Origin of the sequence: Shewanella sp. GD03713 (genome assembly GCF_029843705.1) — a bacterium.
Classification (GTDB): domain Bacteria; phylum Pseudomonadota; class Gammaproteobacteria; order Enterobacterales; family Shewanellaceae; genus Shewanella.
In genome coordinates, this window is sequence record NZ_JAOCIW010000001.1 from 3,282,575 (window position 1) to 3,309,219 (window position 26,645).

Below are 26,645 nucleotides of genomic sequence, written 5' to 3' on the forward strand. Positions count from 1 at the left end.
TCAAATGCATGCTCACCCGACTCAGCAAAACAGCACAGCAGTGCCAAACGACCAGAGCCAAAGCTCAAAGGCGATGCCAAAGATTGCCATCGTCGGCCTTGCCGTTCAGTATCCCGATGCCGACACACCTGAGCAGTTTTGGCAAAATCTGCTGGATAAAAAAGATTCTCGCAGCCAAATCGATGCGGCCAAACTCAATGCCAATCCAGCAAATTACCAAGGTGTTCAAGGCCAAGCCGACCGTTTTTATTGCGATAAGGGCGGCTATATCCGCAACTTTCGTTTTGACCCGCAGGGTTATCAGTTGCCGCCGACGGCCTTTGACGGGCTCGATGAAAGTTTTTTATGGGCATTAGATTGCAGTAAAAAAGCCCTGCTGGATGCGGGTGTGGATCTAACGGCACCATTACTTGAGCGCACAGGGATTGTAATGGGTACCCTGTCGTTCCCGACCGCAAGCTCTAATGAGCTGTTTTTACCGATTTATCATCAAGCAGTTGAAAAGGCATTAAAAACTAAGCTTAATCAACCCGAATTTGCCCTAGCGCCCTTCGCCAATGCGTCGATTGCGGGCTCGCAACAGGCCGCCAATGGCGCCATTGCCCACACGGCCTCTAAATTGTTAAGTGATGCCCTCGGCCTTGGCGGCGCACAGCTCAGCCTCGATGCCGCCTGTGCCAGCTCAGTCTATGCCCTCAAATTGGCCTGTGATTATTTAACCACGGGCAAGGCCGATATGATGCTCGCGGGCGCCGTATCGGGCGCAGATCCCTTCTTTATCAACATGGGATTCTCGATTTTCCACGCCTATCCAGACCATGGGATTTCGGCGCCTTTCGATAGCAATAGCAAAGGCTTATTCGCAGGTGAAGGCGCTGGCGTATTAGTGCTTAAGCGCTTAGAGGATGCCGAGCGCGATGGCGATAATATTTATGCCGTGGTCAGTGGTATTGGCTTATCGAACGATGGCAAGGGCCAATTTGTCTTAAGCCCCAACAGTAAGGGCCAAGTGCAAGCCTTCGAGCGTGCCTATGCCGCCGCTAACACGCATCCGAGCAATATCGAAGTGATTGAATGCCATGCTACCGGCACGCCGCTGGGGGATAAGGTTGAACTCACCTCGATGGAGCGTTTTTTCGAAGATAAACTCGGCGGCACTATGGCGCCGCTGATAGGTTCGGCTAAATCCAACCTTGGACATTTGCTCACAGCTGCCGGCATGCCTGGGATCATGAAAATGATCTTCGCCATGCGCTCAGGCCATCTACCGGCGAGTATCAACCTCAAGGCGCCGATTTCATCGCCTAAGGGATTGTTTAGCGGTAATAATATCCCCACTCAGTTGCAGACTTGGCCCGATAAAACAGGCAATGATCGTCGCCATGCGGGGGTATCTGTATTTGGTTTTGGTGGCTGTAATGCCCATCTGTTGTTGGAATCCTATCAACCAACAACTCACAGCGCCGAGAGGCAAGCCAACAAACCTGTTTATCAGCAGCAAGCATTAACCGTTATCGGCATGGCGTCGCACTTTGGGCCTTTGGCCTCCATCAATGCGCTGGATAAGGCGCTATTAGCTCACACGGATGCCTTTATCCCGCTGCCACCTAACCGCTGGAAAGGCTTAGATAAACACCCCGACATCCTTAGCCAATATGGCCTAAATCGCGCACCCAAAGGCGCCTATATCGAGCAGTTTGATTTCGACTTTTTGCGCTTTAAAGTGCCGCCCAATGAGGATGACAGGCTGATCTCCCAGCAATTGTTGCTGATCAAAGTCGCCGACGAAGCGATTCGCGATGCCAAGTTAACCGCTGGCAGCAAGGTCGCGGTGTTAGTGGCGATGGAAACCGAGCTTGAACTGCACCAATTCCGTGGCCGCGTGAATTTGCACACTCAACTGGCGGATAGCTTAAAGAAACAAGGCGTTCACCTCTCCAATGATGAATACCTCGCCCTTGAAGCCATCGCTATGGACAGCGTGCTCGATGCCGCCAAGCTCAATCAATACACCAGCTTTATTGGCAATATTATGGCGTCGCGCATCGCCTCGCTGTGGGACTTTAATGGCCCGGCGTTTACCATTTCAGCCGCCGAGCAATCGGTCGCTCGCTGTATCGATGTGGCGCAAAACTTACTGTCCCAAGAGGCCCTCGATGGCGTAGTGATTGCCGCCGTGGATTTAAGCGGCAGTGTTGAACAGGTTATATTGAAAAACGCTCAAATCGCCGTTGATCTCGATGCTAACAGCGTGAATCCACAGTGGAAGGTGGGTGAAGGCGCGGGCGCTATCGTGCTTACCAGCCAGCAAGCGAGCAACAGTCAACAAGCGAGTAACAGTTCTCAAAAGGGTTACGGCCAAATTCGTGGTCAATCATTTGGCACACATCATCAGCTGCCCAAGCTGCTTGATTCGCTGATAACCGAAACGGCTATCGCCAATCCTTCAGTGCCAGCTGCCATTCATATGGTTGAGCAATGTATTGCCCCAGAGGAGCGACTGCCCGCAGAGCAGCTATTAGCGCAGCTTAATCTTATGGGCACGCCATGCAATCGAGTCGCCAATACCCTTGGGCATAACTTTGCCGCTGCGGGTATGGCCAGTCTTCTTAATGCCCTGTTAAGCCTAAAAAACGGGTCTGCGGGTACGGATAAAAACACCGAAAAACAGGCATTAGTCTCTACCCAAAGCCAAGGAGTGAGCTCACTGCTGCTGTTAAGCCAAACGGCAACGCAGGCGGCGCAACTAGAACTGCGCCTTGAGCAGGATTTAACCTTGAGTGAGCAAAAACATTTAATCAAACCCGTGACGCTCGGTGGCCGCGATATCTATCAACATATTGTGGATACGCCGCTGCCCGCACTTGCCGCCATCCAAGGCAAAATGCGCCAGTTGCGGCCTGTCGCACCGCAGGCGACACAAACTGTGCCCAGAGTACAGGCTGCACTTGATACCACGGCTGAAAACGCCACCCCATTTGCCACACCAATAGCAGTAGAGAGCGGTATGTCATCTAACGCACCACACCAATATTCGGCGGCGCCCTTGGCGCAGGATAGGGCGTCGCAGGATAGCGCGGCACTGTTACAAAACCAGAAATTGGCCCGCGAGGCGCACTTAGCCTTTTTACAGAGCCGTGAGCAGGGGCTCAAACTGGCCGATGCGCTGTTAAAAGCGCAATTGTCCCAGACGACACAAATGGGGTCTGTTGCCCCCCATGTTACCACCAGCGCCAATGCCGCTGCGGCGCAGCACGCTGTACCCGTCCCAGAAGTAAAACCAGAGTTAAAACCTGATCACGCGAATGTCGCACCCTATACACCACCTATCCCAGCGGCTAAGCCCTGCATTTGGAACTATCAGGATCTGGTGGAATATGCCGAGGGTGACATTGCCAAGGTCTTTGGCGCCGATTACGCCATTATCGATAGCTACGCCCGCCGCGTGCGCCTGCCAACCTCGGATTATCTACTGGTCTCGCGGGTGACTAAGCTCAACGCCCAAATGAACCGCTATCAACCGAGCACTATGACCACAGAGTACGACATTCCCGTGGATGCGCCCTTCTTGGTCGATGGCCAAATCCCTTGGGCGGTGGCGGTCGAATCGGGCCAATGCGACTTAATGCTGATCAGCTACTTAGGTATCGATTTTGAAAACAAAGGCGAGCGCGTCTATCGCTTGCTCGACTGCACCCTCACCTTCCTTGGGGACCTGCCCCGTGGCGGTGATACCCTGCGCTACGATATCTCCATCAATCACTTTGCCCGCAATGGCGATACCCTGCTGTTTTTCTTCTCCTACGAATGCTTCGTGGGCGATAAGCTGATCCTCAAGATGGACGGCGGCTGCGCGGGATTCTTTACCGATAAAGAACTGGCCGATGGCAAAGGGGTGATCCGCACCGAGGCCGAAATTAAGCTGCGCGAGCAGGCACAAATTGCACTGGCCAATGAATATGCCCGAAACGGCAATCAGCCACGCTTCACTCCTCTACTAAACTGCGCACAAACGGCCTTTAGCTACGGCCAAATCCATCGTCTACTGAGCGCCGACATTGGCGGCTGTTTCGGCGGTGAACATGCGGCCCATCAGGCGAAGTTTGGTCTCCAGCCTTCACTGTGCTTCGCCTCGGAAAAATTCCTGATGATCGAACAAGTCAGCAAGCTCGACGTGCATGGCGGCGCCTGGGGCTTAGGCTTGATTGAAGGTCACAAGCAATTAGCCCCCGACCATTGGTATTTCCCCTGCCATTTCAAGGGCGACCAAGTGATGGCAGGCTCCCTCATGGCCGAAGGTTGTGGTCAGTTACTGCAATTCTTTATGTTGCATATTGGTATGCACCTTGGGGTGACAAACGGTCGTTTCCAACCCCTTGAAAACACATCGCAAAAAGTACGCTGCCGCGGTCAGGTATTGCCACAATCAGGCACGCTCACCTATCGCATGGAAGTCACCGAAATAGGCATGAGCCCTCGCCCCTATGCCAAGGCGAATATTGATATCCTGCTCAATGGTAAAGTGGTGGTGGATTTCCAAAACCTCGGGGTGATGATTAAAGAAGAAGCGGATTGTACCCGCTACTCGCAGAGCAGTTCTTGGCAAAGCCATTCTTCACAGAGTAATGATGCCCAAGCAGCAAATATCGACAAGCAAGTGGAACAAGCGCCGCTGATGGCGCAAATCCCGGATATGGCCGCTCCCGTAAATAAAGGCGTTGTACCGCTTAAGCATGTAAGTGCGCCGATTGCGCCAGCAGGCTCTAAGTACGCCAACCGCGTGCCCGACACCCTGCCGTTTACGCCTTATCATTTGTTTGAGTTTGCCACTGGCGATATTGAAAACTGCTTCGGCCCCGATTTTAGTATTTACCGTGGCTTAATCCCGCCGCGCACGCCTTGCGGCGATCTGCAACTCACCACCCGCGTGGTGGCCATTGAGGGCAAACGTGGCGAGCTGAAAAAGCCATCCTCCTGTATTGCCGAGTATGAAGTGCCCAGCAACGCTTGGTATTACGTTAAAAACAGCCATCATGCCGTGATGCCTTATTCTGTGCTGATGGAAATATCTCTACAGCCCAATGGCTTTATCTCGGGTTATATGGGCACGACCTTAGGCTTCCCGGGGCAGGAATTATTCTTCCGCAACCTCGACGGCAGTGGCACCTTGCTGCGCGAAGTGGATTTACGCGGTAAAACCATAGTCAACGATTCGCGCCTGCTGTCCACTGTGATTGCTGGCAGCAATATCATTCAAAACTTTAGTTTCGAACTGAGCTGCGATGGCGAGCCCTTCTACCGTGGTAATGCGGTTTTCGGTTACTTTAAGGCCGATGCACTTAAAAACCAGTTGGGGATCGACAATGGTAAAACAACCCAAGCCTGGCATATTGAGCGCGGTATCAAAGCCGACAGCCAAATCAATCTGTTAGATAAAAATGGCCGCAGTTTCGTGGCGCCACAGGGCAAGCCACACTACCGCCTCGCGGGTGGTCAGCTGAACTTTATCGATAAGGCCGAGATTGTAAAAACTGGCGGTAAGAAGGGACTGGGATACTTATACGCCGAGCGCACTATTGACCCGAGCGATTGGTTCTTCCAGTTCCATTTCCATCAGGACCCTGTAATGCCAGGCTCCCTCGGCGTCGAAGCGATTATCGAATTACTGCAAACCTATGCCATAGACCAAGACCTAGGTGCAGGCTTTAATAATCCGAAATTTGGCCAAATTCTGTCAGAAATTAAATGGAAGTATCGCGGTCAAATTAATCCATTAAACAAACAGATGTCGCTGGATGTGCATATCACCAGCATTGAAGATAAAAACGGAAAACGCATCATCAAGGGCGATGCCAACCTGAGTAAGGATGGCCTGCGCATTTATGAGGTAACCGATATCGCAATCTGCATCGAAGAGGCATAGCGCGAGCGCCTAACTTGCGGCATTAACAACAGTTAGCTTAAACAGTACACAACAGCCGCAGTGCAAGGGAATACCCTCACTGCGGCAAATAAATTCAGGCCCCAAACACCTAAAAGTGAAAAGCCCAAATGACGAATACCACACTCGATAATAACTCTCTCGATAATAAAAAACTCAGTCCTTGGCCATGGCAGGTTGATGAAGCCGCCATCAGTTTCGATATCGATTCCCTTGGCAAAAAACTTAAAGATCTCAATCAAGCCTGTTACTTAGTCAATCATGCCGAAAAAGGCCTAGGCATTGCCCAAAGCGCCGAGGTGGTCGGTCTTGCAGAAGCTCAACCCTGCAATGGTTTACACAAAAGCAATGGTTTGCATCCGGTGAGTGCCTTCGCCCCCGCCCTTGGCACCCAAAGCTTGGGCGACAGTAATTTTCGCCGCGTGCATGGGGTGAAATACGCCTACTACGCGGGCGCCATGGCCAACGGCATCGCCTCGGAAGAGTTAGTTATCGCCTTAGGTCAGGCGGGCATTCTGTGCTCCTTTGGCGCGGCAGGGTTAATTCCGTCGCGCGTTGAAGCCGCGATTAAACGCATTCAAGCGGCATTGCCCAATGGCCCCTACGCCTTTAACTTGATCCACAGCCCGAGCGAACCAGCGCTTGAACGTGGCAGTGTCGAACTCTTCCTCAAGCATCAAGTGCGTACGGTTGAGGCTTCGGCCTTCTTGGGCTTAACACCGCAAATCGTCTATTACCGCGCCGCAGGCCTGAGTCGCGACGCCAACGGCGAGATTGTGATTGGCAATAAAGTGATTGCTAAAATCAGCCGTACCGAGGTGGCGACCAAGTTTATGGAGCCAGCCCCGGTTAAGATGCTGCAGCAATTAGTGAACGAAGGGCTTATCAGCGAAGATCAAATGTTGATGGCGCAATCGGTGCCCATGGCCGATGACATTACCGCCGAAGCCGACTCTGGCGGCCACACCGACAATCGCCCTCTGGTCACGTTATTGCCGACCATTTTGGCGCTCAAAGATACCATTCAAGCCAAGTACCAGTACAAAACACCGATCCGTGTGGGCGCAGGTGGTGGGATCGGCACGCCCGATGCGGCGCTGGCGACCTTCAATATGGGCGCGGCCTTTATTGTCACTGGCTCAATCAACCAAGCCTGTGTTGAGGCGGGAGCCAGCGAACATACCCGTAAATTACTCGCCACCACTGAAATGGCCGATGTAACTATGGCGCCCGCCGCCGATATGTTTGAAATGGGCGTTAAGTTACAAGTAGTTAAGCGCGGCACTCTATTCCCAATGCGCGCCAATAAACTCTATGAAATTTACACCCGCTACGACTCGATTGAGGCGATTCCAGCAGAGGAAAGACAAAAGCTGGAAGAGCAAGTGTTTCGCGCCTCATTAGATGAGATTTGGGCAGGTACTGTGGCGCACTTTAATGAGCGCGATCCTAAGCAAATTGAACGCGCGCTGGATAATCCTAAACGCAAAATGGCGCTGATTTTCCGCTGGTATTTGGGTCTTTCGAGCCGCTGGTCAAACACAGGTGAAGTTGGCCGCGAAATGGATTACCAGATTTGGGCAGGCCCTGCCCTCGGTGCCTTTAATGCTTGGGCAAAAGGCAGTTATTTAGATGATTACCGCGAGCGTAATGCAGTGGATTTGGCGAAACATTTGATGCAGGGCGCGGCCTACCAAGCACGGATTAACCTGTTGTTATCCCAAGGGGTAAGTATTCCAGTCAGCCTGCAACGCTGGAAACCACTGCAACGCTGCTAATTCGCTTTGGGAAACCTTATCGAGCGGGTTAAGTGAAAACTTAACCCGCTTTTTTACGTTCATTTTTTGGGTTAAAAGCCATTTCTCATCCAGCTTCCGCTCTGCATAATTGCTTTCAATCAATCGAATACATAATGCCAAAAGCCGATTGGAGTTCCGTTTCCGCTCCGCATTGTCACTTCAGTGGCACGCCGTAAACCCATCCTTGGGGGCTCAACGGAAAAATCCCTTTTTCCGATGACCACTGCCGTGACAATGCTCGCCTGCAACAGGTCTAAAATTACACCTTATCGATTTTTAATATGCCATTTTTAAAGTTAGGCAGATAGAGAATAGAAACACACTGGCCATTTTGAATAAATGATTCGTGGTTTTTATTTGAAAAGAAGTAACTTGCAGTAACGTAGTCATTGTATGCAAAGCGTACACCCGATACCGAAAAGGATTCCTCTCTGCTAGCGCTTTGATTGATTTGATGATCCTTTATACATCCAGAGATCACCTGCGTTTTATTTTCCAAAACAGATTGTTGAACTTGGTAAATATCGAGATACATAGAAAGAGTCGCGAAAAAACCGAGTAGGATAAAGCTAAAACTCAGCACAAAAATAGTGCTTGGTTTTAAGTTAACGGTTTCCGAAATGTATTTTATGAAAGGCGTATATTTATAAGCAACAATAAACATAACAGCTGCAATGACATAGCCTATTATGCTAACAGGGCCTGAACTGAGCGCTTCGATTTCGCTTACGAAGTAGGAGTTGCTTGAATGAATTAACATATTATGAATGTGTGACTCCATGGGTCTAATAGCATTGATTTTGCAAAAAATTAGCTCTCACTTTTAAATCAACAACATAATGCCATTTCGACCTACTCTCAAGCCATTATGCTGTTCTCGCAATTATCTCACTGCAACTCTTACCGAATCGCAGGTAAAAATTGCCTATCTCGCTTATATCAGCCAATACTCCCGCCAACACAGAATTTAAAAATTACACTAATAATCAGTAGATTAACCAAAAATTTCAAAGTTGGCATTAAGCTCGCAATATCCCCTTTGTGAGTTTATTGCGGGATTGAGTGATAACAGGATGTAAGACGTAAGCTAGCTTATTCAACTCCTCCAGCAACTAGCTCGCTCGACGTAAACGTGCAGAGTGAAGTAGACAGAAAAACCGAAATAAGACAAAGGAGGTGGCTATGTTAGGTTGGACCTTAATGTTTCTGGTTGTGGCCATTATCGCCGGACTGTTTGGATTTACGGGGATCGCTGGCGCCGCAGCGGGGATCGCAAAGATTATTTTCTTCCTATTTATTGTATTACTTGTGATTTCACTGCTGGTCAACGCCCTTAAGGGCAAGGCACCACGCGCTTAAATTGGATAAAAGGAGAATCGATATGAAACCTATGACCATGATTACCACTGCATTTTTAGCCTTATTATTAACCTTTGGACTGTCAGCCTGTAGCGACAACCACGCCGAGGACGCAGGCGAAAAAATCGATGAAGCCATCACAGATACCGGCAATGCGATTGAAGATGCCTGTGAAGAACTGAAAGAAGGCGTTAAAGCGAAAGATACCCGCTGCTAGGACAGATGACGGAAAGTAGAGAGTCCCGCAAACGAGTCAATCAGGGGAACCACAGTTCAATTGAGTACCACCGAACCACTTTATCGCGACAGTCATTGGTCACGATAAAGTGGGTTTCTCTGAGGTTCGCCGTTTATCGATGGAGGAGATGCCAATGCTGAGTAGGATCCACATTAAGTATTTCTACCTGTTCGGAGCGCTGTTATTTGGTTATTTCGCCGTAACGGGGCACTCCCCTATCCTCACCTTTATTTGGGCATGGAGCAGCCTTTCCCTCGCCCTTGTCGGCTCGGCCTATTGGTTTAATCTCGCCAGTATTTTTAGAAAACGTCAGGATGGCTCCATCCCTTGGTATATTCGTTGGGGCTTTATTCCGTTTTTATTAGGGTGCCGACTCTATAATCTCTGGGCGCGCCGCCGCGATAGCGTGCCTTCAATGCAAGCCATTGATAAATATCTGTACTTGGGTAGCCGCTTAAGCGCTGCAGATTTACCTAAACTGAATCGTTATGGCATTACCGCCATTTTAGATGTCACCGCCGAATTCGACGGCCTCGATGTGTCCCTGTATGAGGATCATATCGACTATCTGAATATTCCCATTCTTGACCACAGCGTGCCGACTAGCGCCCAATTAAATCAGGCGATTAACTGGTTACATCGCCAAGTACGCGCCCAAAAGCGGGTATTAATCCACTGTGCACTCGGCCGCGGGCGTTCCGTAATGGTGCTGGCCGCTTATCTTGTGTGCCGCCGCCCCGAGCTCAGCTTCGCCGAGGTGCTGCAACAGATTAAAAGCATTCGTAAAACCGCAGGGTTAAATCGCTGGCAACTTAAAGCGCTGGAGCAGATGTACACTCAAGGGGAAATCAAACTGCATAAGCGAGCCTGGATTATCGCCAATCCCGTCTCTGGCGCGGGTAAATGGCAGAGCCATGGCGAACAAATTTGCACTGAGCTGAAACGCTATTTTGAGGTGCAGTTAGCGCTCACCACGCCAAAGATTAGCGCCCAAACCCAAGCGAAAAAAGCACGGCTTCAGGGCGCCGATATCATCATCGCTTGCGGGGGCGATGGCACAGTCACTGAGGTCGCGGCGGAGATTATCGACACCGATATCACCTTAGGCATTATCCCGCTAGGCACCACTAATGCCCTATCACACGCCCTCTTTGGTTTAAGCAGTAAGCTCAATGCCGTCTCCCAAGCCCTTGATAATATTATCCAAGGCCAGACACAGACCATAGACACGGCGCGTTGTAATGAGCGGCTGGTGTTACTGCTGGTCGGCATTGGGTTTGAGCAGCAAATGATTGAGTCGGCGAGCCGCGAGCGTAAAAATGCCCTCGGCCAACTCGCCTACCTCGATGGTTTGTGGCGCGCGGTGAACACCGACACCAACCTCGAGTTGCAGCTGACTTTAGATGACCAAGCCCCAATGACAGTGCAAACCCACAGCCTAGTGGTTGCCAATGCCGCACCTTTTACCAGCTTACTCGCCCAAGGTAAGGGTGAACCCAATATGACCGACGGCTTGTTGGATATCACTTGGTTAGATTCAAACAATGAGCCGAATGAACAGCTTATCAGTCTAGCTGAACTGGCTTTTACTGGCTGGATTAAAGAGGCCGCCAATAGCGACTCTGCGACCTCGGCCAACACGGGCAAAGTGAAACATGCCCACGCAAAAAAGGTGAAGATCAGCAGTCAGCCCCCATGCAAGTATGTGATTGATGGCGAGATTTGTGAGCCGGAGGAACTCAATATCGATATCCTGCCCGCCTCTTTGAAGGTGTTTGTGCCCTATCAAGCGCCAAATGCTGAACAGCAGTTAGAGCCCCAAATAAGCTAACACATTCAGAATCAACTCTGAATCAAAAGCTGAATCAATGCATTAGCTTATTTTCAGGCATTTAATGTAGGTTACTACTTGGCGATGCTATTGCTAGCGGAATCTTCGCTAACGGTATCAGCAACAACGGTTTGAGCATCTGACTCCTGCTCATATTTACTGAGCTTGTTATAGAGGGTTTTAACGCTGATCCCAAGCTGCTCGGCGGTGTCGGTCTTATTGCCCTGACTCGTTTCAAGCGCTTGGTAAATGGCGATTTTTTCCAGCTCCTCAAGGCGCATACCTTGAGGGATCACCACATTTTCCTCCGCTGCCGCCTCCTTATCAAAACTGGGCGTAAGCTGTAAATGCTCAGGGGTAATCTCATGGTCCGCCAGAATATAAGCGCGCTCGATAGCATGCTTTAACTCGCGCACATTCCCCGGCCAAGTGTGGGCCGCAATCGCCTCTAAACTTGAGGGCGAGAACACTTTGCTCTGTTTTTCCGCCGCATTGCGATAGGCCAGAAAATGCTTCGCAAGTCCGACTATATCTTCCCCACGCTCCCGCAATGGCGGCACTTGAATGGGAAAATGCGCTAAGCGAAAGTACAAATCTTCCCGCAGTTGTCCTTGCTCAATCGCCACTAAAGGATCGCGGTTTGTCGCCGCCACAATACGCACATTGGCCTTGAGCACCTTAGGGCTGCCGACGGGACGATATTCATTATTTTCGAGCACTCTTAACAGCTTAACTTGATGCTCTAGGGGCATTTCGGTGACTTCATCGAGGAATAAGGTGCCACCTTCGGCCTGCTCAAATACCCCTTGATGATCACGATTCGCGCCGGTAAAAGAACCTTTTACATGGCCGAAGAGTTCACTATCAACTAATTCTGGGCTCAAGGCGCCGCAGTTAATCGCAATATAGGGCTTATTCACCCGCGGGCTGGCTAAGTGAATGGTATTGGCGACCAGTTCTTTACCCGCGCCACTCTCGCCGATAATCAACACATTGCTCTCGGCGGCCGACACGCGGCGGATAGTGCGATACAAACGGTGCATAGGTAATGAGGAGCCCACCAGCAGACCATATTGGTCTAATTCGCTGGCAAAGGGACGAATGCGCGTCGAAGTATTGGCAACCAAATGCTGGGCAAAATCCGCTAAGGTTTCGCACAGCAACGACATATCGATGGGCTTACGGAAATGGTAGCCCGCGTATTTGGACAAGAGTTTATCGAGGTGAGGATTCGGCAGGCCATCGGAGAGAAAAATAAACTCCACATCCGCAATGGCGCTGGACTCGAGTAAGGCTAAATAATCTTCACGGCTTAGACGGGGCAGCTCAATGATCGCCACATCGATACGATTGGCCTCCAGCTGACTAATCCAAGATAAATCATCGGTACTGCGTAGCTTGTTGTAGGTCTGCGCGCCCTCGAGCTGTACTAATGCCTGCTCGGTCTCGAAGTCCTGTAGATGATAGAAAAGCGTTGGTCGGATCATCTTGTGCCACTCCCTGTGAATGAAGCACCACTGTATGCCAGCCGTGAAATTTTAACAATCTCAACGGTAAGAGTTGCCGATAATAAGCGAGGCACTGGCGACAATGGATAAATATCATCAGTTAAATCAATACATTAACTTATCATTAAAAAGTGAACGAAATATGCATAGAAGCTGAATGAAACTGAAATTTCCATAAAATGTTGGGCAATCCGTGTCGGCGGAGCAGCCCAAACTACCACAGGAGGTCGTTATGACGTCTAATGTTGCGCAACATCAGACCGAGTTGAGCGCCGATATTAAGCTGGTTAATGAGTTAATCGAGCTGACCCAAACCGGCGTGGATTTTTATACTCGGGCCAATACAACTGTCGATGACTACAGCCTAAAACGCATTTTTATTGCCCAAATCAAGACGTATCAAGGGATGCTGGCGCGATTTAAGCAATTGCTCACCCAATCATTACAACAAATGGGCCAGCATTCGGTGCCGCCATCACAGACTCGGCCCTATGCCGATGTCGATGCTTTACTTATTAAACAGCAACTCGCCGATGCCCTCGCCGTACTCTGCGAGCTTGAGCGTCAGCGCCTTAATCACCTCAAACAGTTAATTAAAAAGGCCAATCACCCAAGGTTAATCAGCCAATTGGCCGAGGATATTGCCTGGCTACAAATCCATTTGGATACCCTACACCTGCGTAGCCAAGCCCTGTAAGACAGCAATGCCATCCAATAACGCGGCCAACTTAGCCGCGTTTTTGTTGCCTGCGATCTATCGATTCTTAACGCCTATCCCACTTAAGCCAAACCGCTTAATCACCCTCGGTAATATTTACATTTTGTCGGTAAAAAGCGCCGATTTGCCGATTGAGCTAAACACCTAAAACAGGTCGCAAATCCAATTAATCATATTTAAAATCAGTAGGATAAAAACATTGGCACGATTCACGCTTTAGTTCCTTCGAGATAACAACGGAGGATATCATTATGAAAAACACGACAACTTTAGCCTTAACCACCTTACTTGTCGGTTCTATCAGTTTAAATGTGGCCGCCGCACAGGATTGGAAAGACGATGCCAAAGATGCTTGGCTAGATGGCAAGGCCGAAACGACTTTGTTGCTCAATACTAACCTCAACTCCTTTGACATTATGACCGACGTGAAAAACGGCCATGTCACCTTAACCGGTCAAGTGGAGAGCAGTGTCGATAAGGCGCTCGCCGCTGAGCTCATCAAAAGCTTAGATGGTGTAAAAGGGGTCGATAACAAGTTAACCGTGATGAAAGAAGACGAAGGCACCAATGAGGTGGTGAAGACCTTAACCGACTCTAAGGTCGCAACGGTCGTAAAAACCCGTCTGTTGTTCTCGACCGACGTATCGGGCACCCAAATTAACGTCGATGTTGCCGATGGCGTAGTGACCTTACAGGGTGAAGTGGCTAGCGATGCCGAGCGTCAATTAGCCCTGACCATTGCTAAAAATACCGATGATGTGAAAAAGGTCGTCGATAAAATCAAAGTCAAAACCTCATAATGGCCCTGACATTCAGCCCTTGCTAATTCAACCCTTGGTAACTCAGCTGTTGGTAACTCAGCTGTTGGTATTAGTCACTCGGGCAAAAACCACAAAACCAGCTTCGGCTGGTTTTGTTTTATTGCCGCGATGTTATGTTCATCATGCCTTAGGCTTCGGCTTCCTGTTCGAGGCAGAAGCTAAATTCATAAAAATGTTGGCCATTTTCGATGCTTATCGCCATAGTGCCATATAACCCCACCAGTTCACCCGCGCCAGAATGGGGGACAACCTCAAGGTGTAAGCGGTTTTGCCCATCGGTCATAATGCCAAAATGTTGCAACACAAAACTGCCTTGTCTACCGCACAGTTTACCCACGACTTGCTCTATCGCCACGTAACCTGCCGAGCCTTTTACCGCTGTCATGGCACTGAGCATTTCGCCTTGGCTGCGGGCTTCAAGCTCACCATAAAAGCTTTTATCTAAGGTCATTCTGCCCAAGTTCACCCCGCCAACACCTGTGGCATAGGCACTCTCTGGATTGAGCTTAACATCAAATTTGCCCGTGACTTTGGTCATTTCCATGACTCGCTCCTTGTTTTAATTTTATGCTTTATGCCAAAACCTTAGCTTTCCCAGCCGCTAGGTGAAATAAATACCTCAGCCGTAGCTGAGGTAAAATTAACTTAGCATAAGCCCAGATATAAACCTAATGCAGTGCTTTAATTTCCGATTCACTCACACCGACTTCAAGGGTTTTCGCCACCTTAGGCTCCTCTGCCATAGGTTGGCCCGCCGCCCTATCGCGGTAGGTAATCGCAACTTTATACGGCGCTTCAAAGGGATACACAGGCTCGATATTATCGACTTCGATGCGATCGCCAATAAACACACTGCCTAAGTGCACTAATCGATTTTGAGCATAATCTAAGCTAAACAAGCCAAGGTACCAAAATACCCCCGAACCTTGGTTCGTGACGATATAAGGCGCCACAAAGGGCATGGTTTGCTGCTTAGGATCGTCCTGCAATGGCGCATCGCTTTGGGTATCAGGCTCTAATGCGGGGTCAAAATTAAGCGGCGTAATCCGCATATAATCCAGCAATACCCGCCCCTTTTCTTCACCTTGTTGATAATCCCCCAGCGCAAATTCCGTTTGCTTGATTTTAATAAAGTGCGTCAATACCACTGGCAGTTGACTATCGGGCAGCTTTACTTCAAAGGGATTGGCCGTATTCAAACTAAAGAGTTTCAGCATCACCTCGGAGGCATTCGCCACCGGTTTGACCTCGCTTGGCACCACAGATTCGATGGCATCTTCGCTGGAAGATAATGCCTCCTCTTTGGCTTTTGCCTTCGCATCGGCCTGCGCCATGGCCTCATCATATTGCAGCACTTGTCCATCTTCCATGACCATGTAGATATCATCATTGGTCATGTTAAAACGATAAATGCCCGCGGCAAGAATACTGAGCACAAGGACAGTCGCCGCTATCGTTAATTTAACAAACATACTCATCCGCTCCCCCAATGCGCTTTACTCGCGCTTTTTACCTAACTCAAGCTCTGTGAATGTCGGAGCAGTATTACAGATACTGAGTCAAAGCGAAGCGGGAAAAGTGTAAAAAATAACACTATTTGGCAATTTGTCAGGTTAAGTTCAGCTAATCTTGCCCGCTCCAATCATAGGCACTGAATTTTGGTCACCTTGCCATCTTCAAGCTTAAAAAAGGCGTCCTGCGGCATCTCCTGCGACCATAGCGCCTGATAATCCAGATTAGCGTAAATCCCGCGGAACACTGCGCCAGACAAGGCATGGGATACGATGATCACTCGCTCGGGTACGGTCGGATCCTGCAACCAATCTTGAATGCGCTCACTGATACTGGCGAACGTCTCAGCATTCGGCGCATAGGTATACCAATCGGCCAGCGCATTTAACTCAGGCTGGTTTTGCTTGATTTCGGGCACGCGTTGCTGCTCCCAATCCCCAAGACCAAGCTCCTTTAAACGCTCATCTTGTTGTAGACGTTCAACGGGAAAGCCGATTTGTTGGCAAATGATTTCGGCGGTTTGCACCGCTCGTCCTAAGGGGCTCACATAAAATGCCCAGTCCTGCGGTTCTTGAACAAACTCACTCAATACATAACCCACGGTTTTCGCCTGTAACTCACCGAGTTCGGTGAGCGGCGAATTACAATGTCCCTGCAAACGTAGCTCTGCATTAAACTGTGTTTGCCCATGGCGTAATAAATAAATCGTTTTGCTAGTCAATGTAATAACCTAAAAATCAGATAAATGATGTCAATGCGTATTTTGCCAATGTCTAATGTTACCAATGCCTTAGGCAACACTTTGGCATTGATAGTGGGAGATATCGTTATTGAGGATCAAATGGCATCCCTTGGCATCGGAATGTAAGATGCTCAAACTGGCTGGACGGATGGAATTCCACTTAGTTTCAACGTTTTGCTCGCTTAAAAAATGGTTCGTTAATAACTTCACCATCAGGGGTTCCATCACAATAAGCACATTGCCTTTGTATAAGGCACCGGTATTTTCGACAATCTCTAACAGGCGTTTTTCGACTATTTTCAATTGCGCATGGATGGAAGAACAAAAGCCGCGGGATTGCGCCATCATAGTATAAATACACAGGGATAAATCAAAGCATTCGCCGTTAATGTCAAAGTCAGACTTAAAATCGGCTAAGGCTAATCGTTTGATTACAGAGATAGCGCGCTTTCTATTTCTGTTTAAGATTTCAGCTGTCTCCATCGATAAGGGTGAAGAACAGGCATACACCATCTCAAAACGTGTGTCCCTTAAGGAGTGCGCCAGCATATTCACATGCACCTCCCCAAGGCTGGACAAGGTTGCCTGAGAAGGTACTGACGGTTGGAATGCTTCTACTGCTGCGTCTCCCTGACTAATTAAATATAGATTGGCCAATTTAATCACCTCTACTGCGCCATTAAGTTGGAAAGTGAGCCGAGTGCCTATTTGCTAACGCACTCGGCTTGAGTTGAAACGCTTAAAAACGGAAACGCTTAAAAAACGTAGCGAACACCGACTGTGAAAACCTTATCGTCGCCAATGTCTTGGGTAATACCAGACATTTGATACTCCCCCTCATACATAGCGTAATGGGTATACACACGGGTCGATTTGGTCAATTTTTTCTCTGCGCCGAGGGTTAATTGGCTGATGTCCACATCCGTAATCTGCCCATTGGGGCCAACGAGTTTAGAAAAATAACCGCCTAAACCCGCGCTGTCTTGGCCAAACTCGGCCTTTAATGTGGTGCCCCAGAGGTCGTAGGTGGCATTAATGAAATAGGAGTTACCCTCCATATTGGAAAACTTTAAGCTTTCGGTATGTTGAAAAATCCCGCCCAGTTTCATGTCGCCAAGCTTTACTTGGGTCACAAACCGATAGGCATCGATATTGGCGATCCCTTTATTGATGGCGGCGGCAACATAATAAGGTGCCTTTTTAAGATCTTTATCCCCAAGCGTGGTACTTAGGGCATACAGCTCATTATCGGCGCCATAGTTATCCTGTAATAAATAAGTTGCGTTGATATCCATCAGGCCGAATAACTTAGGCGAGTAATACCAAATACCATCGGCACTACGCGTCTGCCCTGAGACCAATTGATTAATATCCGCATTGGTCGTTCCAAAAATATCGACTTTGCCTTCGGCGGTTTTGAAAACCGTATCATTGCGCCCGACAAGCAAGGTGCCGTAGGCCGTTTCGACGCCAAGGTAAGTATTTCTCGCCGAGAATACCTTGCTGGAATCGTTCGCCCGATTCGAGGTGTTGTTAACGCCAAACTCCATCTTGTAGATGACATTAATGCCATCACTGAGTGCCGATTTGCCCTTAACGCCAATATTGGAGGAGTTGTTTTCAAGATAGGTGCCGCTTTCCCCCACATCAACGCCACTGGTACCGCTATAAACGGTTGAACCTAATTCGGAATGGGTCACGGATAAATCCAGACGACCATAGACTGCGGGTGACTCATCGGCCATTACAGGTAATGAAGACACAGCAAGCACTGAAGCGGTTAATATGACTTTTTTCATCGTGTTTCTCTTACTTAGTTTGAGATTAATGATTGAGAAGAAACGCTTTTAAAGAGGTCATGGTGAATAGCCATGACCTCGTCAGGCTAATCAATCAACGACAGTGACTTTTTTCGCGCGCCATACCGAAGCGGCCAGCACAATCGAGAGTACGGAAGTACCAATCCAGAAATATTGCGCACTACCGAAGTCATAATGCTTAACACCAGCCACTTCAGTAACCAGGATTAATTTAGAAGAAACAATCTCTTGTATAGAGGCTGCGAGATAAGAGAACAGTCCGATAAAGCCTTTAACCGCACCAACAGCGTTTTTAGGCATTAAGTCACAGGCCGTTAACCCCGCGAGGAACACCACCAGACCACCGATAGAGAAGCCGATTAAACCTAGGCCGAAGGCATCCATCATGCGGCTATCAGAACCCCAGAATAACAAGCTCATACCTATGATATTGGCCAGACCGTATAAGAAGGTCGGAATGTGGCGGTTAGCGTTGAAGATTTTGTCTGAAATCACCCCAGATAAGATGGCGCCGAAGAATCCCGCGATGGGGTAAGAAGACATAGCCACACCCGCGTCGATCAGGGAATAGTTCTTCTCTGACTGCAGGTACAACACGGCCCACGAACTCATGGCATAACGTGATGAATACATCGCCGCACAAGCTAAAGCGATAATCCAAACCACTGGTTGTCTTAATACAAAGAATTGCGCCTTACGAATAGCGGCGGGATCATGGCCTTTTACTGATTCAGGTTCTTCGCCATATGCCGTTGCAGGATCGGGTAAACCGTAGGTACGTGGGCGGTCTTTTAACAGGACTAACATACAGGCTGCGGCGGCAAATGCGGCAATACCAGCGCCGATAAAACCTATCTTCCAACCGAAGAAACTGACTAATGATGCCGTTAAAATCCAGCTGATGGCTTCACCAATGTTACGTGAACCGCCCCAAATGGAGTACACACTGCCCCGTTGTTTAGGCGAATACCATTGGAAAATTGATACACATGAAGGCGCAGACCCCACGGATTGGAACCAGCCGTTCATCCCCCACAGGATCACGAAGAATAAACCGGCAACGCCCATCCCCATGGCCATACAGGTAATGGAGGAAAGCATGAGCGACACAGACATAAAGCGGCCAATGTTGGCATAGTCCGCTAAGAAACCGTTGGAAAACTTACCTATGGCATAGGTAAAGAAGAACGCAGAGCCCATTAAGCCCAATTCTTCAATGGTCACAATACCCGAGTCGAGCATAGGTTTTTTCACCACACTCAACGCCATACGCACTACATAAAACATGGCATAGCCGAACACTAAGCCAATAAAAACTTGCCACTGGTATTTTTTATAAATCGAACGAATTTTTTCGGGCGTTTCGTCCATAATTGGTCGGTCGGCACCGGTTTGGAAGAATTTTTTTATCATAGCTTGCTCCAAAAGTTGGAAGTCTAGTTAGCCAAAAAATAACGATGCACATACCAAAACCCGATGTAACATCATTTTCACAGACACACTAATACCCAGTCAGACTCGCAACAAATTGGTAAAAACGGGTTAATTTTGACACAAACTCGTCCTTAGAAAGCTAATTCCTATGTGTTAGTACAAAGCGAAATCGATAAAGATGACTTAAGCTATTTCAAACCCCAAAAAATCGAGTCAAATTTGACTCAACCGTCGCAAAGTAAGAATTTAAAAATTTAAAAAATATGCGAGTTGAGTCACCAATTAAGGTGTGAAAGGTATGAGTGACATTAAAGTGGCGATAAAAAATCCACGACAGAAAATAAAAATTAACATCTCAAGGTCACTATTATTGTTGTGCGCTAGCCTCTGCTTAAGCGTATTTGTGCATTCCGCCAGAGCGGCCGAACCTATAGTGGTATTAACCACATTTTCTGAAGAACCAATGGGAGCATTGTTCGAAGAATTCAAACAGTTAAATCCCGATATTCCAATTCAAGTGGTATACCGCCGCACCGGCCCTGCCCTAAAATGGGTGCAGCAATCATCAATCAATCCGGTTGATATGATCATTTCCTCCAGTCCAACCTTCTTCCATGACTTAGATAATGAGGGACTGATAGTCGCACCCTTAGAGCAGTACGAGATGCCAGCTTGGTTAACTGTGCACGACCTAACAAAGAGCAATAAAACCATTGCGTTAGGTTACTCTGGCATCACCATCATGTATAACCAACGCTATCTGGAGAAAAACAACTTACCCATACCCCACACCTGGAAAGACCTGGCTGCAGCACAATTTTCTGGGCATATCATGATGAGTACCCCTAACAATTCGGGCACCACACACATGATGGTCGAAGGGGTATTACAGCAAAAAGGTTGGCAACAGGGTTGGGCCTTGCTGCGTGAAGTGGGCGGTAATTTGGCCTCAGTCTCGGCCAGAAGCTTTGGGGTGAGTGAATCTATCTCCCGCGGACTCGTGGGGGCTGGGGTGGTGATTGATAGCTATGCGATTGATGCTAAAAATAAATTTCCCTTTACGGATTTTAACTATTTACCCAATACGGTGATTTTACCGACCTATATTTCAGTCACTCCCCGCGGCCGAAATAAAGCCAATGTTACGAAGCTAATTCAATATTTTCTTTCTAACAATGGCCAAACCCTGATCAGCTCCAGCGCCATTGCTAAACACTCGCTCACGGATGCTAGCCTAGCGCAAAGCTCCCACCCCGTGATTAATGAAGACCTATTATTTAATCGGGCGACTATTATTAATGCCTTATTTGATCAAGTCATTACCTATCAATTACCTAAACTGCAGCTCGCCTGGAAATTGATCCATCAGGCAGAAGCCACAAATAATATTTCGCCAGATGAGCAAAATATCATCAAGCAAGCGCGGCAATTAGCCAGCGCGGTGCCAATTAATGAAGCGGAATCATTACAGTTACAACATCAATTTATTCGGCAGGCGAATGAATATAAACACGCCACCGAAATAGAACAAATAATGTACCAATGGCGTAAAAAAAGTGAATCACAATTAGACCAAGCCATTAGTTTAATGAATAGCCTAGCGTCCCAAAAACGATGAAAACGAATTATTTTAAAATACCCACATCCCTAGGCGGCAAATTAATGCTCGCCTTTGCGAGCATGACGTTCTTAAATCTATTTATTGGTATTACGACAGTGCTCATTTGGGAAGAACTGAGTAATAAAATCAATCATATTGTCGAGCACAGTCTGCCACCGTTAAATGGCGCTTATATGCTCGAACGCTCTAGTGGAAACCTGCAAAGCATTATCTCGAACAGTTATAAAATAAATGATGAGCTCGGCTATCAAAATTTTGAGAACGATTTAAAAAATGAAATCGATACGATTAAGCAAGCCTATATCAGCAGCAACCCCGACCGCCAACTACTCCCAGAGCAACGGCTGGCACTCGAGCACTTTTCCCGTTTAATCGAACAACAGGACACATTGTTAAAGCAAAAAATAGCCTATAGCCAAGAGCTTGATAATCTTCAGAAACGTATCACTTGGTTGCATCAGGATTTGAATGATGAGATGACACCTTTGATGCAGGAAGTCGAGTGGCACGTCACTCGGTTACTCTCGCACCCTGTCGATAACCTATCGCCGAATGCCCTGATGAATGAGTTCTTTATTCTGCAGGAATTATCCACCAAGGAGACTGAGCTATTTACCCTAGTGAATGAGATTATTGACCAGAGATACACCCGGGAATTAACCAGTGCCTTCTCATATCTGGATCAAAAAATCGCTGAAATCGAAACCTTAGTGGAGAAACTCACCAGCTTCCCTTCGACAATCAGCCATAGACAGATCATGAAAAATCTCATCACCCTGATTAGCTCTAATGGTGAATTGATCCGACTACTTAAATTGGATACCCAGGCGCAATTGGCCTTATCCCAATTAGCCGAACCCTTAACCCAAGTGTTAACCCAATTTCACCTCAAAAACATTGCGACACTCGAACAATCGAGCCAAGCGTTTAATTCGCTCAATACCAACACTAAGTCGATGATTATCAATGGCAAATTGATAATTGTGCTTATCTCTATCATCTCTATAGTGATCAGTGTATTAGTGCTGGCTGTGCTTATCCGCCAACGGGTATTAAAGCGCCTCAACACCCTCGAAATTGACCTGAAAAATGTGGCCGACGGCCATTTAGATTGGCCAATCACCACCCAAGGAAAAGATGAAATCGGCCACATGGGAGACTGTTTACGGCAGTTCTGTGTCGATATGCAGGCCATGGTCAAAAGCAATGCGCTGACGCTGATCAATAACGCTCAAGCCAGCTTGATCACCTGCCATCCCAATGGCGAAATCGAATCGGCTAACCCCCATGCATTGCAATTATTGAGTCTGAGCACACTCGCGCCGCAATTGACCCTATGGCAGGCGTTCCCTGCCGCTTGCCAACCACAATTATTGGCGCAGTTCGCCGCCGATAGCGAACTTAGCCGGACAGGACAAAGTGAATGCATCCTCAATTTAGTGAAACATAACGCGCCGCAGTACTTACATTTTCACCTGCAGGCTTTCGAACACGCTCGCCAAGCCAAGTATATGGTGACGATTACCGACATCACTAAACAGGAGCTAAACACCCGAGAACTCGAACGCTTAGTGGCGGACAGAACCTTAAACCTCACGGTGAAAAACCAAGAGTTAACCGCAGAAATTGAGCAACGCAAACTGGCGGAAGCGCATTTACATCAAGCGCAGGCGGACCTTATCCAAGCGGCCAAAATGGCGGCGGTAGGCCAAACCATGACCAGCCTTGCCCATGAGTTAAACCAGCCGCTGTCGGCCGTCAGCACCTATTTGTATAGTTGCCGCTTGGCGCTTGAGACCAATCAACTCGAGTTACTTACCGAGATGCTAAGTAAGACGGAAAAGATGAACCTTAGGATGGCAAAAATTATTTCGGCTATCCGTAACTTTGCGCGCAAGTCACCCACGCAGGTGGAGAGCGTCAGTATCGATATCAATCAACTGGTGAATAACGCGCTGGTACTGGTCGAAACCCGCGCGCGAAACGAAAACATCATCATTCATAATGAGTTAACTAAAGAATATCTTATCCAAGTGGATGCGGTTCAAGTCGAGCAAGTGCTGCTCAACATTCTGATTAATGCCATGGATGCCACCGCAAGCCAGGCCGATAAACATATCTACGTGACTGTGCTTGAACAAAGCGCAGCCAAACTGACGCTGGCCATTTACGACAATGGGCCGGGATTTGCGCCAAGTATTTTGCCGCAAATTTTCACCCCCTTTACCACCACCAAAGCCGTTGGTCTAGGCTTAGGATTGAGCATCTGCCGCTCGATTCTCGAACGTTTTAACGCTGACATTTATCTGGCATCACACTTAAATGGCGGCGCTATGATTATTTTGGAGTTCCGCAATGCCGATTGAAAATTCGACGCCCTTTACCGTGCTACTCGTCGATGATGATGAGGATGTACTGACGGCATACCGTCATTTGTTGCAGCTTTCGGGCTACAGCGCTAAGGGAACCCACTCGCCGACTAAGGCCCTTGCCCTACTCAATGAACATTGGAATGGCGTTGTCGTCTCAGACATTTATATGCCAGCGATGAATGGCATGGATTTACTCAACGAAGTGAAAAAAATCGATCCCGAAATCCCCGTCATCATGATCACTGGCCACGGTGATATTCCTCTTGCGGTCGAGGCGGTTAAACGGGGGGCATTCGATTTTCTCGAAAAACCCCTCGATTCGGCGCAATTTTTACAGCTACTCAAGCGCGCACAACAGATCCGCCAAGGGATCATTGAACAGCGGGAAGCGATTTCGAGCACCTTTAAGGAGCACCTCTTTGGCACCAGCGAGCAAATCAACCAGATCCGCCAGCAACTGAGGCCAGATTGCCAGAATCGATAAAGATGTGATGATTGAGGGGCAAATCGGCACGGGCCGCCATTTAGTCGCTTCCGTGCTTCATAGCTTAAGTCAACATAAAAACAACAGCTTAATCATCCATGATTGTAAAGAGTACCCCAGCTTAACCGAGTTAGAGGCCAGCATTGCCAAAGTCCAAAATGGCACCTTAGTGCTGCGTTCATTGACTCAACTGAGCCATGACCATCAACGCTGGCTATGTACTCGCCTGCTGGATCAAGAAAGACTCAACACCAAAAGCCATAGAACCATTTGTATCTTCGATACTAATCCCGACAATGAGGTCAAAACCGGCGCTTTATTGCCCGAACTCTATTACTACTTCTCACAGGCTCGGATCCAATTGCCCACCTTGGCTGAACGTAAGAGCGATATTATTCCCCTATTCCGTAACTTCCTGAGCCAAAGCTGTAAGCGCTTTGACATCCCTATCCCTAAAATTGACTTAAATTACATAGAGATCCTCAAGCGCCACCATTGGCCAGGAAACATCCGCGAACTGCGAAACCTCGCCGAGCTCTATGCGGTTGGCATAATCAAACTCCCCGGCGAAGAAACCCTTAAATTAGTGCAAGCCCCCGAGGCACCGCTCGATGAACTCGTCGATGCCTATGAGAAGCAAGTGATTGAGAACATTCTGTATTTGTGTTCAGGCAGGGTAACAGACGCCGCCAATTACTTAGGGATCCCACGTAAAAAGCTGTACCTAAGAATGAAAAAACTGAACTTGGAGAAAGACAAGTTTAAGCCTAAGTCATAAATCGACGCCCTCGGCTTGCTCATCGCTCAGATGAGTAAGCCGATTTGCGCTTTTCCATCCAGCACCAACTCAGGCTATAATCCCCCACACTGGTGGATGAGCAAGTCTTTGCGTAGCCCCAGAGTAAATCGTTAATCCCTGTTGAATCCTTAAGGATCTAATTGCCTATGACCAATGCATCGACTAGCCCTTTTGCCGTGTTAAACCAAAGCACCGCAAACTCGTTTAATGAACAGAAAAACCTGATTAAACGGGTCTTTAAAGGCAAGCCTGTGCAATGTCCAAGCTGCAATCAAACCCTCAAAGTCATCTTGCCGGAGACGGCTAAAGCCGACCAAGCCGCTGGAGTTTTCTGCCCTAAGGGCTGTACCGATATCGAGCTAGATATGGAAGCCGTGGCTGGTATCTAAGCCTTCCTTCAGGATGAGCGTAATTGTCCTCGAAAATAATGGCGGTAATATCCCACGAGATTACTGCCAATAAACAGCAGCTCCATCAATACCGCCACGGGCGAGCCAACTAAGATATTGTGGCACAACCAAAAACTGGTGCCGACTATCATCAATAAGCGCAGATTTTTATCCGCCTGACAAAAGGCGGCGCGGGTTTGAAACAGCGTTCCAATACAACTTATCACGCTCACAAGCCCGCTGTAGGTCAAGCCGCTCATCAGCACCGCCGCCCCACTAAAACCCCACATGGCCTTTTTAGACGTCGTAAAAATGCTGGTGAGGTAACGCACACTGGCAATTCCCATTAGCCCAGCGGCCGTCCATTGTGCCAATAAACAAAAATGGATGGAGATTAAGATGCCCGACACGAATAAGCAGGCGACGATGCGCTCACGCGCCTTAAATTGAAACGACATCAAGTCGAAAACGATGGCGATTGCCACCAAAAGTTGCGACAGGGTAAAAGCACTCAAGATAGGCTCCTTTAGGGTTCGATATCGGCCTATGAAATAAACCGATACATTCCGCTATGACTCAGGCTGGTAGCCGAGGAGCATGCAGGGGATGACCTAAAAGCGCATTAACTTAAGTTAATTGGATGGCTGTTTATACTGAATCTTGCAAACGTCTACGGATCCGAGACAGGCTAATCGCAGTAATACCAATATAATTAGCCAGTTGGGCATGAGTTAACCGTTCAACCCAGAGGGGAAAATGCTCGAGTAAATGTAAGTAACGTTGCTCTGGTGTGTTGAGCAGCAAAAAGGCTTCTTTTTGTTCTTTATACAATAATTGCTGTTTGAGTAGCGCAAGTTGCACTCGCTGCATCGATGGCTCGTTTAGCACGGCAAGTGGCATTTGTATTAACCGACAAGCACTGACAGTTTCTAACTGATAGGGCGCAATATCCTGCTTTAACCAACTGCGATATAAGAAACAAAGCTCACCTTCGAAGTAAAACTCCTTGCAGCGCTCACTGCCCTCTTGGGTATAGTGACAAGCGCGCACTATGCCATCCACCACAAAATAGGCAAAGGTTTGGTGCTCGCCTTGGGGTAATATGCACTCGCCTGGCTGATATGAAAGCGCCCTTGCTTGTGTGAGTAGCGGCGCTAAATGCTCTGGCTCTGCCCCTAAGGCGAGCAAATATTGCCAAAGGGGGTTGATTGCCTGCTCAGTAGTCGCCTGATGGGCCGATGCAGAGGGCGCCGTCAT

At 48.3% G+C, this 26,645-nt stretch carries 23 protein-coding genes; 13 read left to right on the plus strand and 10 right to left on the minus strand.

Translation table 11 applies throughout. The features are described 5' to 3' along the window. Window positions 1-4 precede the first annotated feature (4 nt). The gene (locus N5E87_RS14495) at window positions 5-5,923 is read left to right on the plus strand and encodes a beta-ketoacyl synthase N-terminal-like domain-containing protein (protein WP_279775852.1); all 5,919 of its coding nucleotides are present in this window, start codon (window positions 5-7) and stop codon (window positions 5,921-5,923) included. A 128-nt stretch (window positions 5,924-6,051) separates the two neighbouring features. Next, window positions 6,052-7,719 carry an eicosapentaenoate synthase subunit PfaD gene (gene pfaD / locus N5E87_RS14500; RefSeq protein ID WP_086902351.1) on the plus strand — a complete coding sequence of 556 codons (1,668 nt, stop codon included), beginning with the start codon at window positions 6,052-6,054 and terminating at the stop codon, window positions 7,717-7,719. A 280-nt stretch (window positions 7,720-7,999) separates the two neighbouring features. Here pfaD and N5E87_RS14505 read toward each other — a convergent pair whose 3' ends face one another. Continuing rightward, window positions 8,000-8,521 (minus strand): DUF3592 domain-containing protein, encoded by a 522-nt coding sequence (locus tag N5E87_RS14505; protein ID WP_256657270.1) that lies wholly within the window; start codon window positions 8,519-8,521, stop codon window positions 8,000-8,002. Between the two features lie 401 nt (window positions 8,522-8,922). Between N5E87_RS14505 and N5E87_RS14510 the strand changes: the two genes are divergently transcribed. From N5E87_RS14510 to N5E87_RS14520, 3 genes are all read left to right on the plus strand, one after another. Beyond that, a complete protein-coding gene (locus tag N5E87_RS14510) occupies window positions 8,923-9,099 on the plus strand; it encodes a DUF1328 domain-containing protein (protein ID WP_011626732.1) in 177 nt (58 codons plus the stop codon). Window positions 9,100-9,121: 22 nt separating this feature from the next. Continuing rightward, window positions 9,122-9,316 (plus strand): hypothetical protein, encoded by a 195-nt coding sequence (locus tag N5E87_RS14515; RefSeq protein WP_011623423.1) that lies wholly within the window; start codon window positions 9,122-9,124, stop codon window positions 9,314-9,316. Window positions 9,317-9,470: 154 nt separating this feature from the next. Beyond that, on the plus strand, window positions 9,471-11,168 hold the full coding sequence (locus N5E87_RS14520) for a diacylglycerol kinase family protein (protein WP_086902349.1): 1,698 nt from the start codon (window positions 9,471-9,473) through the stop codon (window positions 11,166-11,168). 74 nt (window positions 11,169-11,242) lie between these two features. Here N5E87_RS14520 and N5E87_RS14525 read toward each other — a convergent pair whose 3' ends face one another. Further along, window positions 11,243-12,655 carry a sigma-54 dependent transcriptional regulator gene (locus tag N5E87_RS14525; RefSeq protein ID WP_086902348.1) on the minus strand — a complete coding sequence of 471 codons (1,413 nt, stop codon included), beginning with the start codon at window positions 12,653-12,655 and terminating at the stop codon, window positions 11,243-11,245. Between the two features lie 253 nt (window positions 12,656-12,908). On the opposite strand from N5E87_RS14525, the gene N5E87_RS14530 reads away from it, so the two are divergent. The 3 genes from N5E87_RS14530 (at window position 12,909) to N5E87_RS14540 (ending at window position 14,194) form a co-directional block, all read left to right on the plus strand. Further along, complete coding sequence (locus N5E87_RS14530; protein ID WP_086902347.1) at window positions 12,909-13,373, plus strand: hypothetical protein; 465 nt, start codon at window positions 12,909-12,911, stop codon at window positions 13,371-13,373. Between the two features lie 7 nt (window positions 13,374-13,380). Next, window positions 13,381-13,542 carry a hypothetical protein gene (locus N5E87_RS14535; protein ID WP_164717873.1) on the plus strand — a complete coding sequence of 54 codons (162 nt, stop codon included), beginning with the start codon at window positions 13,381-13,383 and terminating at the stop codon, window positions 13,540-13,542. Window positions 13,543-13,645: 103 nt separating this feature from the next. Further along, complete coding sequence (locus tag N5E87_RS14540) at window positions 13,646-14,194, plus strand: BON domain-containing protein (RefSeq protein ID WP_011623427.1); 549 nt, start codon at window positions 13,646-13,648, stop codon at window positions 14,192-14,194. 148 nt (window positions 14,195-14,342) lie between these two features. Here the strand turns inward: N5E87_RS14540 and N5E87_RS14545 are convergent, their stop codons facing one another. The 6 genes from N5E87_RS14545 to N5E87_RS14570 form a co-directional block, all read right to left on the minus strand. Next, the gene (locus N5E87_RS14545; protein ID WP_086902346.1) at window positions 14,343-14,759 is read right to left on the minus strand and encodes a DUF3224 domain-containing protein; all 417 of its coding nucleotides are present in this window, start codon (window positions 14,757-14,759) and stop codon (window positions 14,343-14,345) included. Window positions 14,760-14,883: 124 nt separating this feature from the next. Next, window positions 14,884-15,693, minus strand: coding sequence for a hypothetical protein (locus tag N5E87_RS14550; RefSeq protein ID WP_164717874.1), 810 nt, complete (start codon window positions 15,691-15,693; stop codon window positions 14,884-14,886). A gap of 164 nt (window positions 15,694-15,857) precedes the next feature. Continuing rightward, window positions 15,858-16,448, minus strand: coding sequence for a histidine phosphatase family protein (locus N5E87_RS14555; RefSeq protein WP_086902345.1), 591 nt, complete (start codon window positions 16,446-16,448; stop codon window positions 15,858-15,860). Window positions 16,449-16,517: 69 nt separating this feature from the next. Beyond that, entirely contained in the window at window positions 16,518-17,126 is a 609-nt protein-coding gene (locus N5E87_RS14560) for a hypothetical protein (RefSeq protein WP_256657268.1), read from the minus strand. Between the two features lie 98 nt (window positions 17,127-17,224). Further along, window positions 17,225-18,268: a porin gene (locus tag N5E87_RS14565; protein ID WP_086902343.1), complete on the minus strand. Its 1,044-nt coding sequence runs from the start codon at window positions 18,266-18,268 to the stop codon at window positions 17,225-17,227. Between the two features lie 90 nt (window positions 18,269-18,358). After that, complete coding sequence (locus N5E87_RS14570; protein ID WP_197721452.1) at window positions 18,359-19,702, minus strand: MFS transporter; 1,344 nt, start codon at window positions 19,700-19,702, stop codon at window positions 18,359-18,361. A gap of 424 nt (window positions 19,703-20,126) precedes the next feature. Between N5E87_RS14570 and N5E87_RS14575 the strand changes: the two genes are divergently transcribed. From N5E87_RS14575 to N5E87_RS14595, 5 genes are all read left to right on the plus strand, one after another. Continuing rightward, entirely contained in the window at window positions 20,127-21,341 is a 1,215-nt protein-coding gene (locus tag N5E87_RS14575; protein WP_256657266.1) for an ABC transporter substrate-binding protein, read from the plus strand. 44 nt (window positions 21,342-21,385) lie between these two features. Beyond that, window positions 21,386-23,710, plus strand: coding sequence for an ATP-binding protein (locus N5E87_RS14580; protein ID WP_256657265.1), 2,325 nt, complete (start codon window positions 21,386-21,388; stop codon window positions 23,708-23,710). After that, a complete protein-coding gene (locus tag N5E87_RS14585) occupies window positions 23,700-24,200 on the plus strand; it encodes a sigma-54-dependent Fis family transcriptional regulator (protein ID WP_256657264.1) in 501 nt (166 codons plus the stop codon). Before N5E87_RS14580 ends, N5E87_RS14585 begins: the two co-directional genes overlap by 11 nt. 7 nt (window positions 24,201-24,207) lie before the next feature. Further along, window positions 24,208-24,978 carry a helix-turn-helix domain-containing protein gene (locus N5E87_RS14590; RefSeq protein ID WP_256657312.1) on the plus strand — a complete coding sequence of 257 codons (771 nt, stop codon included), beginning with the start codon at window positions 24,208-24,210 and terminating at the stop codon, window positions 24,976-24,978. A 167-nt stretch (window positions 24,979-25,145) separates the two neighbouring features. Beyond that, complete coding sequence (locus N5E87_RS14595) at window positions 25,146-25,388, plus strand: hypothetical protein (RefSeq protein WP_086902340.1); 243 nt, start codon at window positions 25,146-25,148, stop codon at window positions 25,386-25,388. Window positions 25,389-25,396: 8 nt separating this feature from the next. Here the strand turns inward: N5E87_RS14595 and N5E87_RS14600 are convergent, their stop codons facing one another. Together N5E87_RS14600 and N5E87_RS14605 are read right to left on the minus strand one after the other, a co-directional pair. Beyond that, a complete protein-coding gene (locus N5E87_RS14600) occupies window positions 25,397-25,903 on the minus strand; it encodes a YgjV family protein (RefSeq protein ID WP_086902339.1) in 507 nt (168 codons plus the stop codon). A 133-nt stretch (window positions 25,904-26,036) separates the two neighbouring features. Then, the gene (locus N5E87_RS14605; RefSeq protein ID WP_086902421.1) at window positions 26,037-26,645 is read right to left on the minus strand and encodes a Crp/Fnr family transcriptional regulator; all 609 of its coding nucleotides are present in this window, start codon (window positions 26,643-26,645) and stop codon (window positions 26,037-26,039) included.